Consider the following 14,715-nt stretch of genomic DNA (forward strand, 5'->3'; position numbering starts at 1 on the left):
TTGCGGCAAATTTCTGCAAGGGTGCGCTGTACAGGTCTTTTCCCACCACGGAGCGCACAGTTGTCCGCCCGGCGGACGGCGTTCCCCCCGTCAGGGTTCCGAGAAATCACCACATTCACCCACAGACTCCCCAGGGCGGTGGGCACGGTCGGCGGCGACCGGTAAGGTCCGGAAGCGTGACCGCACGGCTAGCCGATATCGCAGCCCAGGCGGGGGTCAGTGAGGCAACCGTCAGCCGGGTGTTGAACGGCAAGCCGGGCGTCGCCTCGGGCACCCGCGAATCCGTGCTGGCCGCGCTCGATCTGCTGGGCTACGAACGCCCCTCCCGCCTCCAGAAGCACAGCGCCGGCCTCGTCGGGCTGATCACCCCCGAGCTGGAGAACCCGATCTTCCCCGCGTTCGCCCAGGTCATCTGCCAGGCGCTCACCCGTCAGGGCTACACGCCCGTGCTCGCCACCCAGACCCCGGGCGGCTCGACGGAGGACGAGCTGACCAGCATGCTGGTGGAGCGTGGCGTCGCCGGGATCATCTTCATCTCGGGCCTGCACGCCGACACCTCGGCCGACATGGAGCGCTACGACCGACTGCGCGCCGGCGGCGTTCCCTTCGTCCTGATCAACGGCTACGCCCCCAGCGTGCGCGCCCCGTTCGTCTCCCCCGACGACCGGACGGCGATGAGCCTGGCCGTGACGCATCTCGCGTCGCTCGGGCACCGCGAGATCGGCCTCGCCCTCGGGCCCATCCGGTTCGTCCCGGTGCGGCGCAAGGTCGAGGGCTTCCTCAGCGCCATGGCGGCCGAGCTCGACGTGCCGGCCGAACGGGCCGAGCGGCTGATCGAGCACTCGCTCTTCACCCTGGAGGGCGGACAGGCCGCGGCCGGCGCCCTGTTGGACGCCGGCTGCACCGCGGTGATCTGCGCCAGCGACATGATGGCCCTGGGCGCGATCCGCGCGGCCAGGCAGCGCGGGCTCGCCGCCCCGGGGGACTGCTCCGTGATCGGCTTCGACGACTCGCCGCTGATCGCCTTCACCGACCCGCCGCTGACCACCATTCGCCAGCCGGTCACGGCCATGGGCCAGGCCGCGGTGCGGGCGCTGCTGGAGGAGGTCGGGGGCACCCCGGCGCCGCCCAGCGAGTTCGTCTTCCTCCCCGAGCTGGTGGTGCGCGGCTCCACCGCCGCCGCGCCGGCGGGCCGGCGACCCTGACCGGGACATCTCCCCCGTACGACGGAGAACCACCGGGCCGAAGACCAGACCGGAGGATGATCGGGCGGACGGCATCGCTCTGGCAGACTAGTGGCCCATGGGGGCAACCAGCGTCAGTCCTGAAAGTGAACGAGTAGAAGCGGCCGTGTCCGTGCCCGACCGAGAAGCGAGCCAGACCGCCCCCACCAGACGATTCTCCCGTTCGCGGCTGCCCGGCAGACCGCGCATCTGGTTCGAACTGCTGCTGATCGGCGTCAGTTACGCCATCTACTCGGCGATCCGCAACGCCGCCCCCGACCGGGTGGGCGACGCCCAGAAACACGCCCAGTGGATCTGGGACATCCAGGGGCATCTCGGGCTGGCGTTCGAGCTTTCGGTCAACCACGCGGTGGAGGGCGTGACCTGGCTGATCGTCTCGATGAACTACTACTACGCCACGCTGCACTTCGTGGTCACCATCGCCGTGCTGGTCTGGCTCTTCCGCGGCCACCCGGGCCGCTACGGGCCCACCCGCCTGGTGCTCTTCGCCACCACGGGCGTGGCGCTGCTCGGCTACTACTTCTTCCCCCTGGCGCCGCCCCGGCTGATGGAGGGCATGGACTTCATCGACACCGCGCTCGTCCACGACACCTGGGGCTCGCTCTCCGCCGAGGACAGCGCGATGGCCTCGGTCTCCAACCAGTACGCCGCGATGCCGTCCATGCACATCGGCTGGTCCGTCTGGTGCGGCATCACGATAGCCGTGCTGGCCAGGCCGCTGTGGATCAAGGCGCTCGGGGTGCTCTACCCGATCGTCACCCTGCTGGTGATCGTCGCCACCGCCAACCACTTCTGGCTGGACGCGGTCGGCGGCGTGATCTGCCTCGCCGCCGGCTACCTGATCGCCCGCGTCTGGTACGGCCGTCTCTGCTACCGCCTCCCCCGCGAGGTCGCCTCCGGCGGTGGCACGGCGACCGGCGCCGAGCGCGCCGGCCCGGACCAGTAGGCCCGGCTAGGCCGTGTCCCCGAAAATCCCGTCGGATCGGCCCGCGGTGTCAGACGCGGTGCTCTCCCAGGCCCTTGGGGCCTGACGCGGTCTGGGGGGCGCCCCCATCCGCTGGGAGAGTCGCGGGCCCGGCCGGGACTTTCCGGACACGGCCCGGTAGGCCCTGGCCGGGCCGGCCGAGGCGAGGGGCGCCAGGGCACCGACCCGGTGGCGGCTGGCCGGCCCGGCGAGGGCGCCGCGGGTCAGGATTCGTAGAAGAGGCGTTCCACCACGGCGCGCGCTCGGCGCGTGACGCGGCGGTAGTCGTCGAGCATGCGCCCCGCCGTGCCCGGCTCGTAGCCGAGGTAGCGGGCGACCGCCGCCGTCTCCCTGGTGTCGTTGGGGAACGTGTCCAGCGGGCGGCCCCGCACCAGCATCACCGCGTTGCGCACCCGGGAGGCCAGCACCCACGCCTCGTCGAGGATCTCCGCGTCGTCGGCGGCCAGCAGGCCGGCGGAGGTCGCGGCGGCCAGCGCGGGACGGGTGCCCGTGACGCGGAGCTCGGGCACCTCCGCCGCGTGGCGCAGCTGGAGGAGTTGGACCGTCCACTCGATGTCGGAGAGGCCGCCCCTGCCCAGCTTGGTGTGGGTGGTGGGGTCGGCGCCGCGCGGCAGCCGTTCGGCCTCCATCCGGGCCTTGACGCGCCGGATCTCCAGCACCGCGTCCTGGCTGACGCCCTCGCGCGGATAGCGCATCGGGTCGATCAGCTCGATGAACCGCCGGCCCAATCCGGCGTCCCCGGCGACCGGTTCGGCGCGCAGCAGGGCCTGGCTCTCCCAGATCAGCGACCAGCGCCGGTAGTAGGCGGCGTAGCTGGCCAACGAGCGGACGAGCGGCCCGTTGCGGCCCTCGGGGCGCAGATCGGTGTCAACCAGCAACGGCGGGTCGACGCTGGGCAGTTGGAGGAGCCGGATCATCTCGTTGGCCAGGCTTCTGGCGGCGTCGGCCGCGGCCCGCTCGTCGACGCCTGGCAGCGGCTCGTGGACGAGGACGACGTCCGCGTCCGAGCCGTAGGACAGCTCCCCGCCGCCGAACCGGCCCATGGCGATCACCGCGAGGCGGGTCAGCGGCTCGGCGTCGCCGCGCGCGGCGAGGGCCGCGTCCAACGCGCCGACCAGCGTCGCCGCGTTGATATCGGTGAGCGCGTCGCCCACCTGGTCGAGGCCGGCGGCGACGTCGGCGGCCGAGCCTGGCGTGCCCTCGGGGGCGTAGGCGCCGATGATGTCGGCGGCCGACGTGCGGAAGAGCTCGCGTCGGCGCACGCCGCGCGCCGCGGTGGCGGCGGCCTCGGGGCCGCTGGCCCGGCGGGTGGCGGCGCGCACCTCCTGGGTGAGCGCGGTCCGGCCGCGCGGTTCGAGCCCGGCGGGGTCGCCGAGCAGGGCGACGGCCTCGGGCGCGCGCAGCAGCAGGTCGGGGGCGAGCCGGCCGGCGGAGAGCACCCGGGCGAGGTTCTCGGCCGCCGCGCCCTCGTCCCGCAGCAGCCGCAGGTACCAGGGGCTGCTGCCCAGCGCGTCGGAGACCTTGCGGAAGCCGAGCAGTCCGGCGTCCGGGTCGGCCGAGTCGGCGAACCGGTCCAACAGGACGGGCAGCAGGGTGCGTTGGATGGCCGCCTTGCGGGTCACGCCGGAGGCGAGGGCGGAGAGGTGGCGCAGCGCGGCGGCCGGGTCGGTGTAGCCGAGGGCCTCAAGGCGTTCCTTGGCCGCGCCCTCGCCGAGCCTGACCTGCTGGCCGACCTCAAGGCGCGCGACCGCGTCCAGCAGCGGCCGGTAGAACAGCTTCTCGTGGAGTCGCCTGACGCCCGAGGTGTGCCGGCGCCAGGTGTCGGTGAGCTCCTTGACGGGGTCGACGGTGAAGCCGAGGGAGCGGCCGAGTCGGCGCAGGTCGGCGGCGTCGGTGGGCATCAGGTGGGTGCGGCGCAGCCGGTAGAGCTGTATGCGGTGCTCGACGGTGCGCAGGAAGCGGTAGGAGCGGTCGAGGTCGGCGGCGTCCGTGCGGCCGACATAGCCGCCGGCGGCGAGCGCGGCCAGCGCGTCCAGGGTGGTGGCGTCCCGCAGCTCGGGGTCGGCGCGGCCGTGGACCAGCTGGAGGAGTTGGACGGCGAACTCCACGTCGCGCAGCCCGCCGGGGCCGAGCTTGAGTTCGCGCTCCAGCTGGGCCGCGGGGATGGAGCTCTCCACCCGGCGCCGCATCCGCTGCACGTCGGGGACGAAGTTCTCCCGTTCGGCCGCCTGCCACACCAGGGGGGCGACGGCCGAGCAGTAGGCGGCGCCGAGCTCGGGGTCGCCGGCGACCGGGCGGGCCTTGAGCAGCGCCTGGAACTCCCAGGTCTTGGCCCAGCGCCGGTAGTACGCGAGATGGCTGCTGAGGGTGCGCACCAGCGGGCCGTTGCGCCCCTCGGGGCGGAGGTTGGCGTCGACCTCCCAGATGGTGCCCTCGGCTGTGCGGTCGGAGCAGATCCGCATCATCGCCGAGGCCAGCCGGGTGGCGGCGCGCAGGGCGACCTCCTCCTCGACGCCCTCGAAGGGTTCGGCGACGAAGATCACGTCGACGTCGGAGACGTAGTTGAGCTCCCGGCCGCCCGCCTTGCCCATGGCGATCACCGCGAGACGGCACTGGGCGACGTCGGCGGGGGCGCCGGCGCCCGCGATCCGGAGCGCGGCCCTGAGGGTGGCGGTGGCCAGGTCCGCGAGTTCGGCGGCGGTCTCGGTGAAGCCGGCGGTGCCGGTGAGGTCGCGGGCGGCGATGGTGAGCAGCGCGCGGTGGTAGCCGACGCGGAGGGCGTCCCGGTCGTGGGCGGTGGCGAGCGCGGCGCCGAACTCCTCGGTACCGGGGTGGAGGTCGGCGGTCTCGAAAGCGTGCAGCGCCTTCCAGGTGGCCGGGTGCCGCACCAGTTCGTCGGCCAGCCCCTCGGAGGCGCCCAGCACGGCGAGCAGCCGGTCGCGCAGGGGTTTGGCGGCCAGCAGGGTGTCCAGCAGGCGGGCGCGCTCGTCCGTGGGTTGGGCCTCGACCAGCCGGGCGAGGGCGCGCAGCGCCTGGTCGGGGTCGGCGGTGGCGCCCAGCGCGTCAAGCAGCGCGGTGTGCTGGGCCGCGGGGCGCAGCGGGGTCGTCTCCAGCAGGCGTTCGGCGGCGGACGGGTCCGTGAACCCGCGGCGCGCCAGTTGTCCAAAGCGGCTGTCCCGTCGCCCTCCGACCGGCACCGTGGTCGTCCCCTCTCGGTCGCTGACCCGACGACCGGCCGCCCGTTCTCGCCGGCCGGTCCTGTCGGCGTCTCCGGCATAGAGGGTAACCATGCTCCGGGCTCGCCGGTTCAGGCACCGCGCTCCCTGGCCGGGGTGATGTTGTGGTTGAAACGGAACATGTTGTCCGGGTCGTGGCGGCGCTTCAGCTCGGCGAGCCGCGCCAGATCGCAGGGGTCGTGGACCTCGGGGGCCGAGGAGATGGCGAGCGGCCCGGTGAGGAAGTTGACGTAGGCGCGGCCGGTGGACCACGGGATCATGCGCTTGAGCAGCGCGTCGGCGTAGGCGCTGGTGCTGCCGGGCGGGGAGATCACCATCAGGCTGAACGCGGCGTCCCGGTTGCCGACGGCGCTGGGCACGGCGGGGGGACGTCCGGCGGCGCCGCCCAGGTGCCGCAGTTCGACCATGTAGGCGGGGCACTGGGACACCTCGGGCCCGACCAGGGTCAGCACCTGGTCGACGGCCGCCGCGTCGAGGTCGCGCAGCATCACCGAGTGCGCGTGGTGGTCCAGCGGTTCGACGGGGTCGTCGTGCACCCGGGCGATCTCCAGATAGGGGCGTTCGGTGACGGTGTCGTAGAGCGGCCTGGTGACGGCGCGCAGCGGGGCGAGCAGCGCCTCGCCCTCGGCGACAGGACCGGTGTGGGCGACCCGCAGATGGACGGTGTGCGCGCCGCGCAGCGGCTCGGGGAGCTGGGGCCAGTCGGGGAGCCGCACCAGGGCCAGCGAGCTGGTCATGGTCTCGGGGACGGTGGCCGTCCACTGCCGCCAGGTGTGGGAGACCTCCGCCGCCGCCCATCCCGGGAAGTAGAGGCCGCCGCCGTAGAACCGGTCGACGGGGACCAGGCCGAACTCCAGCTCGGTGACGATGCCGAGGTTGTCCTTGCTGCCCCGCAGCCCCCAGTGGAGGTCGGCGTCGTCGCCGGCGCTGACCTGTCGGACCCGGGCGTCGGCGGTGATCACCTCGATCCGGGTGACCAGGTCGGCCGCGTAGCCGTAGCGCCTGGCCAGCGGCCCCAGGCCGCCGCCCAGGGTGTAGCCGACGACGCCGACCAGCGGGGACGATCCGTTGAGCGGGGCCAGGCCGTGTGCCCAGGCGGCCCTGATCACCTGCTCCCAGCGGACCCCGGCGGCGGCCCGCGCGGTGCGGGTGGCCGGGTCGACGCGGACCTCGTTCATCCGGTGGGTGCTGATCAACAGGCCCCCGTCGGCCGGCCTGGTGATGCCGTGCCCCGTGGCCCGGACGGCGACCGGCAGCCCCTGCTCGGCGGCGTGCGCGACGGCGGTGCGGATGTCGTCCCGGTCCTCGGCGGCGACGGTCAGCGCGGGGCGGTGGCGGGCGATGCCGTTGAAGGGGGCGGGCGGGGCGGCGGGTTCGGAGGCGGCGCTGCTCGCGTCGCCCGGGTCGAACACGGCGCCGCGCAGGTGCCGGGCGAGCTGCTCGGCGAGCGGATGGGCGGGCACGTGAGGTCCTCTCGGAAGTGCGCTGGGGAGCACACAGTCTTGAGGCCAGGAGGGCCGTCTTACATCCCTCGTATGAGCGTCGCCGCATCACCAGGGAGCGCACGGCTACCCACGCGCGCCCCCGGGTACGCCCACCCGCCGGCCGCCGACCCTTTAGAGGACCGGCAGGTTCTTGCGCAACTCGAAGGCGGTCACCTCGGAGCGGTACTCCTCCCACTCCTGGCGCTTGTTGCGGAGGAAGAAATCAAAGACATGTTCGCCGAGGGTCTCGGCGACCAGTTCGCTGCGCTGCATCAGCTGAATGGCTTCCCCCAGGTTCTGCGGCAGCGGCTCGATGCCCAGGGCGCTGCGCTCCCGGTCGGTCAGCGCCCAGACGTCGTCCTCGGCGCCCGGCGGGAGCTCGTACCCCTCCTCGACCCCCTTGAGGCCCGCGGCCAGCAGCGCCGCGTAGGCGAGGTAGGGGTTGGCGCCCGAGTCCAGCGAGCGCACCTCGACCCGCGTCGAGACGGTCTTGCCCGGCTTGTACATCGGCACCCGAATCAGCGCGGAGCGGTTGTTGTGGCCCCAGCAGATGTAGCTGGGGGCCTCGCCGCCGGCCCCGGCCGTGCGCTGGGCGCCACCCCAGATCCGCTTGTAGGAGTTGACCCACTGGTTGGTGATGGCCGAGATCTCCCCCGCGTGCCGGAGCAGGCCGGCGATGAACGAACGGCCGACCTTGGAGAGTTGGTACTCCGCGCCGGTCTCGTGGAAGGCGTTGCGGTCGCCCTCGAAGAGCGAGAGGTGGGTGTGCATCCCGGAGCCGGGGAACTCGGAGAACGGCTTGGGCATGAACGTGGCCTGCACGCCCTGCTCCAGCGCCACCTGCTTCATCACCAGCCGGAACGTCATGATGTTGTCGGCCGTCGAGAGTGCGTCGGCGTAGCGCAGGTCGATCTCCTGCTGCCCCGGGGCGCCCTCGTGGTGGGAGAACTCCACCGAGATCCCCATCGACTCCAGCATGGTGATGGCCTGCCGGCGGAAGTCCATCCCGACGTTCTGCGGGGTGTGGTCGAAGTAGCCGGAGGAGTCGGCGGGGGTCGGCCGGGTGCCGTCCACCGGCTTCTTGTTGAGCAGGAAGAACTCGATCTCGGGGTGCGTGTAGAAGGTGAAGCCCAGATCGGAGCTTCTGGCCAGCGCGCGCTTGAGCACATAGCGCGGGTCCGCGTAGGAGGGGGAGCCGTCCGGCATCAGGATGTCGCAGAACATCCGGGCGGTGCCGGGGGATTCGGCGCGCCAGGGCAGGATCTGGAAGGTGCTGGGCGCGGGCTTGGCGATCATGTCGGACTCGTACACCCGGGCGAAGCCCTCGATCGCGGAGCCGTCGAAGCCGATGCCCTCCTCGAAGGCCTGCTCCAGCTCGGCGGGAGCGACCGCGACGGACTTGAGGAAGCCCAACACGTCGGTGAACCACAGCCGCACGAAACGGATGTCCCGCTCCTCCAGCGTGCGGAGCACGAACTCCTGCTGCTTCTCCATTTCCACCCATCCTCGCTGGTAAGACGGCTCTGTCCCCGGCTGCGGGGCCCGACGGGGCCCGAAGAGCATCCCATCACAGGATTTCCGCCGCATTGCGGTTCGACGACCGGACGGCCCGGGAGCCGTTCGAGTCCATTGTGGGGCACCGCGCCGAAGTCGACCGAGATCGGGCGGCGGTCAGCGACCGGCCGGTCAGCCGGCGGTCACCGGGCCGGCACCCGGAAAGTTCGGGCCTTGGCCTCACTCGTCCCCGACGACCCGGGCGCTCGCGCGAACCGGCAGGTCAGCGCCGGGCCTTCCGGGAGCGGAACGGCGTTCGGCGGTGGATCGGGCCGCCCGATCGGGGGAGCTTCGCGCAAGTCCCTGCGGCGCGGGACGGCGGACCTCTACTCTCCTGTGTCACATAGCGAGTTGTGGTCGCTACGGCCAGTTGTCGCCTATGTCAGTGGCATGGGCCACCGTCGTATCCGTCCGTCCGTCGCAGGCCAGTGAGGAAGCCCCATGGTGCACGTCGGTTCATTACAGCGAACCAGCCGACCCGTCCCGCCCAGCGGACGGTGGTTCGTGCCGCCGGTCCTGGTGGCGCTCGGCGCGCTGGGCGCCGTGTTCGTGGTCCCGGCCGACGCCCGCCTCGCTGTGCTCTGGTGCGGCGGACTGGCCACGGCGGCGGTGCTGCTGATCGTCGGCGAGACCGCGCGCCGGGGCAGGGCCATAGCCTTTCTCGAGGACCGGCTGAGCCGCCATCTCGCCGACGCCGACCTGATGGCCTACGACCTGCTGCCGGTGGCGCTCGACCGGATGAAGAACGGCGATCTGGAGGACGACGTCATCCCCCAGCTGCCGGAGGAGACCACCTCGGACCCCCAACTCGTCGCCGCCTTCGAGGGCATGGCCTACGGCATCCTCGACGTGCTGCGGGAGAAGGAGTTGCAGCGGGACTCGGCCAAGCGGGCCATCGTCAACATCGCGCACCGCATCCAGTCCGAGATCCACCGCCTCCAGGACGACATCGCCAAGATGCAGTTCCGGCACGGCACCCCCGACGTGCTCAGCGATCTGATGCATCTGGAGCACCGCATCAACGTCACCGGCCGGTTCGCCACCAGCCTCGCTGTGGTCGGCGGCGGCGCCCCGGTGCGGCGCTGGGCCAGGCCCATCTCGCTGCACGACGTGATGCGCGCCGGCTCGGGCCCGATCAACGAGTACCTCCGGGTCGAGCAGCACCGCGTCATCGAGACGGCGGTGGTCGGCCACGCCGTCGAACCGCTGATCATGATCATGGGCGAGCTGCTCGACAACGCCACCCGTTACTCCCCGCCCAGCAGCAGCGTGGTGATGAACACCGAGGAGGTGGCGTCGGGCATCGAGGTGTCCATCGAGGACAAGGGCGCCGGCCTCACCGACGAGTCGCGGCGGCGCGCCGAGTTCCTGCTGCAACAGGGTGTGGACGGTCTGGATCTGGAGGACCTGGGCGAGACGGCCCGCATCGGGCTGCGGGTCGCCGGCATCCTGGCCAGCCACCACGGCGTCCGGATCTCGCTGCGCCCCTCCACCTGCGCGGGGGTTCGCGCCGTGGTCTTCCTGCCCAACGACCTGCTCACCGCCGTCCCACCGCCCAAGTACCCGATCCCGGCGATCCGCCCCACCCCGCAGTGGCATCTGCCGATCGGCGAACTGGACGAGGACGCCCCGCAGTACGAGCGGAACGCCAACGGTCTGCCGCAGCGCCGCAGGCGTCGGCACGCCGAGCCGAACGGCGGCGGGCCGGCCCCCCGGCAGGCGCCGCCCCGCAAGGCCGCGCGGCGCCCGGCGCCCGAACGGCGGGAGTCGGGCCTGTGGGTGGACGCGTTCTTCGCCGGCATCAGGTCGGAGCCCGACGGCTCGCCGCCCGCCGAGGGGCCGGGCGAGGCCGACCGGCCGAGCCCCTAGCGAGGGCGCCCAGGAGGGCGCCGGGGCCGCGGCGGCCATGGCACCCGCACGGCGCCGTCGCCGCTTCGCCGCCGCCTCAACCGCCGCCTCAGAACGCGGCTCGAAGGCCGTCGCTCAGGCTGCCTCGAAAGCTATCTCGAAGGCGCACATCTCGGATCAAGTCGGAATTAAGGGTGAGAAGCACGTGACACAGCGTCGGTTCAAGGACATGGACTGGATGCTCAGGGACCTGGCCGCCTCCGTCCCGTGTATCCGGCACATCGTGGTGCTGTCGGCGGACGGGCTGTGCATGGCCCAGCACGGCAGCGAGCGGGACAGCGGGGACCGGCTGGCAGCCGCCGCCTCCGGGATCAAGAGCCTGGCCCAGTCCATCGCCACCGAACTCCCGGGCGACGAGGGCGATGTGAAGATGGTGCTGCTGGAGCTGACCGGCGGCTTCTTCTATCTGATGTCGGCCGGGGACCGCTCCTATCTGGCGGTGACCGCCGACGCCGAGGTGGACCCGGGGCTGATCAGCCAGCGGATGCGCGATCTGGTGCTGCGGATCGGCGAGCACCTCTCCACCGGCACCAGGACACCCGAGCAGGCCACCCCGTGATCGTCGCCGACGGGGGACAGGAGGACGAATCGCCGTCGCGCCGCAAGCCGGACGACGACCAGCCCGTTCCGCTCTATGTGGTGACCGGTGGCCGCAGCGAGTCCAAGGACGCCGTGGCGCTCGACCTGGTCACCCTCGTGGTGGCCAGGGCCGGTCCCCAGGCCGGCCAGTCCCCCGAGCACGCCGCGCTGCTGCGCATGTGTCGCTACCCCATCTCGGTGGCGGAGATCTCGGCCTACGTCGGCCTTCCGTTCAGTGCGGTGATCGTGCTGCTCATGGATCTGCTCGACACCTCCCAGGTGGACGTCAGGCAGACCCGGGTGGAACAGCACGCAGCCGCCGCCGATCCCGACCTCGACACCCTGAAGGCACTGATCGATGGCCTACAACGACTCTGAGTTCACCCCTGGGCCCCGCGAGGAGGACCTGCTGCCCAGCTCGGCCGAGCAGTCGGTCAAGGTGGTCGTCGTCGGCGGCTTCGGCGTGGGCAAGACCACCATGGTCGGCGCGGTCAGCGAGATCCGCCCGCTGACCACCGAGGAGACCATGACCCAGGCGGGGGCAGGGGTGGACGACCTGGCCGGCGTGGAGCGGAAGACGGAGACGACCGTCGCCATGGACTTCGGCCGGATCACCTTCAACGAACGGCTGGTGCTCTACCTCTTCGGCACCCCGGGGCAGCAGCGGTTCTGGTTCCTGTGGAACGGCGTCATCGAGGGCGCGCTCGGCGCGGTGGTGCTGGTCGACAGCCGGCGCCTGGAGGACAGCTTCCAGGCGATGGACCGCCTGGAGGAGTGCGGCGTCCCCTTCGTCGTCGCGGTCAACAACTTCCCCGACGCCCCGCTGTACCCGGTGCCCGAGCTGCGTGCCGCCCTCGATCTGCCGACGGGGGTGCCGGTGGTCAGCTGCGACGCCCGCAAGTTCGACTCCAGCCGGGACGTGCTGCTGACCCTGCTGCGCCACCTCTACAGCCGAGCCACCGAGAACGCCCCGGCCGACCCCGGCCCCACACCCGCGCCCGCATCCACCGCCACTCCCCCACACCCCTCGGAGGCACCGTGACCGCCACACCCGAACCGCCACGCGCCTTTGGCCCGCCCGGCGGCCCGCCGCCCGGCTGCCCCGCCCACCAGAGCGCCCCTGGCCCCGGCGGCGTGCAACGGCTCTACGGCCCCGCCGCCTCGGCGGATCCGATGGGCCTGTACGAACGGCTGCGCACCGAGCACGGGCCCGTCGCCCCGGTGCTGCTCGAAGGGGACCTGCCGGCCTGGCTGGTGCTCGGCTACGACGAGATCCTGCAGGTCACCCGCAACCCCAGGCGGTTCCGCAGGGACGGCAGGGCCTGGTCGCCGTGGCAGCGCGGCGAGATCGGCGCCGACTCCCCGATCGGCCCGGTGCTGCTGTGGGGCCCGGACTGCACCCACCAGGACGGCGGCACCCACCAGCGGCTGCGCGGCGCGGTCAACGAGTCGCTCGAACGCTTCGACCGGCGCGGGCTGCGGCGCTATGTGCAGGTCTACGGGCACCAGTTGATCGACCGCTTCGCGTCGGAGGGCCGGGCCGAGATCCTCAGCCAGTACGCGCAGCAGCTGCCGATGCTGGTGCTGACCGTGGTGCTCGGCCTGCCGGAGGAGGAGGGGCCGAAGCTGGTCGAGGCCAGCCGACAGCTGCTGATCGGCACCGAGAAGGCGGTGGAGGCCGACCGCTATCTCCAGCACGCCCTCACGGAGTTGGTGGCCACCAAGCACACCACCCCCGGCCACGACCTGGCGTCCTGGCTGATCGCGCACCCGGCCGACCTCTCCGACGACGAGGTGCTGCACCATCTTCGGCTGGTGATGGTCGCGGCCAACGAGACCACCACCAACCTCATCGTCAACACCCTGCGGGTGGTCTTCACCCACCCCAGGTTCCGTGGCTCGCTCCACGGCGGCCGGATGACGCTGCCGGCCGCGGTGGAGCAGGTCCTCTGGGACGAGCCGCCGATCTCCGTCTGCCCCGGCGGATTCGCCAGCGAGGACGTGGAGTTGGGCGGACAGAACGTCCGGAAGGGTGATCTCTTACTGCTCGGCCTGGCGGCGGCCAACGCCGATCCCGCCATCCGCCCCTCCCCCAGCACCCCGATGCACGGCAACCGTTCGCATCTCTCCTTCACCAGCGGGCCGCACGAGTGTCCTGGCCAGGACATCGGACGGGCCATCACCGTGACGGGCATCGAGGTGCTCCTCTCCCGGCTGCCCGATCTGCGGCTGATGCTGGAGCCCGACGAACTGACCTGGTCCTCGTCCACCTGGTCCCGCCATCTCGTCGCGCTGCCCGTGGAGTTCACGCCACGCGTCCGGGCCGAGCGGCTGTCGCTCGTGCCGCCGGCGCCCGGCCGCCGCGCGGCGCCTGGGCGGCGCCGCTCCGGGCCGCCCGACGCGGCCGAGACGGCGCGGGCCGCGCCGGCGGCTAGCGGGCGACGGTCGCTCTGGGCGGCGCTGCGCGGCCTGCTGAGCCGCTCGGCGGAGGCGGCGCCGGCGGAGCGGCGGGCCGAGCACCCACCGGAACGGCGGGGCCGCTGACCTCGCCGGATGGCGGGGCCGCGGGCCCCAGGGCGGCCCCCGGCACGGTGAGATCGCCGATCACGCTCCGGCCGGCGGCGCCGCCCCCGTAGCGGGCGGAGGCCACGCCCCAGCGCTGGTTCCCCGCCATCCAGCAGCTCAGCCCCTCCAGATAGCGCTCGACGGCCACCCGGCCCGCCGTGTCCAGGCCGAGGCGGGCGGCGATCCTGGGCACCCGGCCCGACAGTTCGAGGAACATCTCGACACGCCCCCGCACCAGCGCGGTGACCTGGCGCACCGCCTGGGCCCTGGTGCAGCCCTGGGCGCGCTGCCGGATCAGCACGAGGTTGTGCGGATCGCCCTGGGCCTCCTCGCGCTCCAGGGAGTGGACGTCGTTGCAGAGGAAGATCACGTCGCCGGCGCAGCGGGTGAGGATCTGCACCTCGCGGCTCCAGTAGGCGCGGGCCGGCACCTCGAAGCGGCCGGCGCGCTCGATCAGGTCGAAGCAGGGGGCGGTGCCGACGGCCTGGCGGCGCAGCGACAGATAGGCGTTCTCGTCCAGCGGGGCGCCCGAGAGGCGGTTGCGCGCCTCGCCCACATAGGAGCGGAAGAAGCGGGTGAGGTTGCCGGCGGCGCGCTGCCGCCAGGCGTCGGACATGCCGGCCGAGGCACGCCGCCACATGTCGGCGTAGGCGCGGGTGAGCGGCAGATCCACGGCCGGGCGCTCGCCCGGCGGCCGGTAGGGGATGCCGGCCAGCGCGGTGCTCAGCCGCGACGCGCTGCTCGGGCTGCGCCCCAGCTCACCGTCGAACTGGTCGTCCAGCGGGAAGCCGAGACAGACCGCGTCCGTGGCCAGCTCGATGTCCTCGGCGTTCGCGTCCGGATAGGCGTAGGCGGCCAGATCGGTGAGGCGCCAGTCGGCGTAGGCGCGCAGCGCGGGCCCCTCGGCCACCAGCCCATGGGCGCGGACCCAGGCGAGGTGGTGCGCCCGCGACCGCTCGCCCAGCGGATTGACCCGGCGCGGGAACGGCAGGAAGAACCGCACGTCCTGCGGCATGTGCCAACCCCCTTATGCGCGTGCCCAAGCTCTGCCCCAACCGCCGCACGGGCAACCGGCGGACCCTTCCGCCGCTGGCCGGATCGCTTCGGTAGTCGCGAGATCACCGCAGGTGACGGGGCGCGCGCCGGCACGCATTACGACC

At 72.7% G+C, this 14,715-nt stretch carries 11 protein-coding genes; 7 read left to right on the forward strand and 4 right to left on the reverse strand.

Features of this window, described 5'->3' with window-relative positions; all coding sequences use genetic code 11:
* The first annotated feature begins 176 nt into the window (after positions 1-176).
* Both K4G22_RS05885 and K4G22_RS05890 read left to right on the forward strand, forming a co-directional pair.
* Positions 177-1,205, forward strand: coding sequence for a LacI family DNA-binding transcriptional regulator (locus K4G22_RS05885; protein WP_265590214.1), 1,029 nt, complete (start codon positions 177-179; stop codon positions 1,203-1,205).
* Positions 1,206-1,350: 145 nt separating this feature from the next.
* Positions 1,351-2,190, forward strand: a complete 840-nt coding sequence (locus K4G22_RS05890) for a phosphatase PAP2 family protein (protein WP_228078610.1) — start codon at positions 1,351-1,353, stop codon at positions 2,188-2,190.
* A gap of 242 nt (positions 2,191-2,432) precedes the next feature.
* Here K4G22_RS05890 and K4G22_RS05895 read toward each other — a convergent pair whose 3' ends face one another.
* The 3 genes from K4G22_RS05895 to glnA all read right to left on the reverse strand — a co-directional run bounded on the left by K4G22_RS05895 (position 2,433) and on the right by glnA (position 8,443).
* The gene (locus K4G22_RS05895; RefSeq protein WP_228078611.1) at positions 2,433-5,426 is read right to left on the reverse strand and encodes a bifunctional [glutamine synthetase] adenylyltransferase/[glutamine synthetase]-adenylyl-L-tyrosine phosphorylase; all 2,994 of its coding nucleotides are present in this window, start codon (positions 5,424-5,426) and stop codon (positions 2,433-2,435) included.
* Positions 5,427-5,536: 110 nt separating this feature from the next.
* Positions 5,537-6,928, reverse strand: coding sequence for an FAD-binding oxidoreductase (locus K4G22_RS05900; RefSeq protein WP_228078612.1), 1,392 nt, complete (start codon positions 6,926-6,928; stop codon positions 5,537-5,539).
* Between the two features lie 153 nt (positions 6,929-7,081).
* Positions 7,082-8,443 (reverse strand): type I glutamate--ammonia ligase, encoded by a 1,362-nt coding sequence (gene glnA / locus K4G22_RS05905; RefSeq protein WP_228078613.1) that lies wholly within the window; start codon positions 8,441-8,443, stop codon positions 7,082-7,084.
* Between the two features lie 564 nt (positions 8,444-9,007).
* Here glnA and K4G22_RS05910 point away from each other — a divergent pair.
* The 5 genes from K4G22_RS05910 to K4G22_RS05930 all read left to right on the forward strand — a co-directional run bounded on the left by K4G22_RS05910 (position 9,008) and on the right by K4G22_RS05930 (position 13,534).
* A complete protein-coding gene (locus K4G22_RS05910; protein WP_228078614.1) occupies positions 9,008-10,372 on the forward strand; it encodes an ATP-binding protein in 1,365 nt (454 codons plus the stop codon).
* A gap of 208 nt (positions 10,373-10,580) precedes the next feature.
* Positions 10,581-10,970, forward strand: coding sequence for a roadblock/LC7 domain-containing protein (locus K4G22_RS05915; RefSeq protein WP_228083967.1), 390 nt, complete (start codon positions 10,581-10,583; stop codon positions 10,968-10,970).
* Positions 10,967-11,368 carry a DUF742 domain-containing protein gene (locus tag K4G22_RS05920; protein WP_228078615.1) on the forward strand — a complete coding sequence of 134 codons (402 nt, stop codon included), beginning with the start codon at positions 10,967-10,969 and terminating at the stop codon, positions 11,366-11,368. Before K4G22_RS05915 ends, K4G22_RS05920 begins: the two co-directional genes overlap by 4 nt.
* Entirely contained in the window at positions 11,349-12,032 is a 684-nt protein-coding gene (locus K4G22_RS05925; protein WP_228078616.1) for a GTP-binding protein, read from the forward strand. Before K4G22_RS05920 ends, K4G22_RS05925 begins: the two co-directional genes overlap by 20 nt.
* Positions 12,029-13,534: a cytochrome P450 gene (locus K4G22_RS05930; RefSeq protein ID WP_228078617.1), complete on the forward strand. Its 1,506-nt coding sequence runs from the start codon at positions 12,029-12,031 to the stop codon at positions 13,532-13,534. The genes K4G22_RS05925 and K4G22_RS05930 overlap by 4 nt, the downstream gene beginning before the upstream one ends.
* On the opposite strand, the gene K4G22_RS05935 is transcribed toward K4G22_RS05930, so the two are convergent.
* The gene (locus tag K4G22_RS05935) at positions 13,422-14,570 is read right to left on the reverse strand and encodes a terpene synthase family protein (RefSeq protein WP_228078618.1); all 1,149 of its coding nucleotides are present in this window, start codon (positions 14,568-14,570) and stop codon (positions 13,422-13,424) included. The genes K4G22_RS05930 and K4G22_RS05935 overlap by 113 nt on opposite strands.
* Positions 14,571-14,715: the final 145 nt, after the last annotated feature.

It is taken from the genome of Streptomyces profundus, from assembly GCF_020740535.1.
Taxonomy (GTDB): Bacteria; Actinomycetota; Actinomycetes; order Streptomycetales; family Streptomycetaceae; genus Streptomyces; species Streptomyces profundus.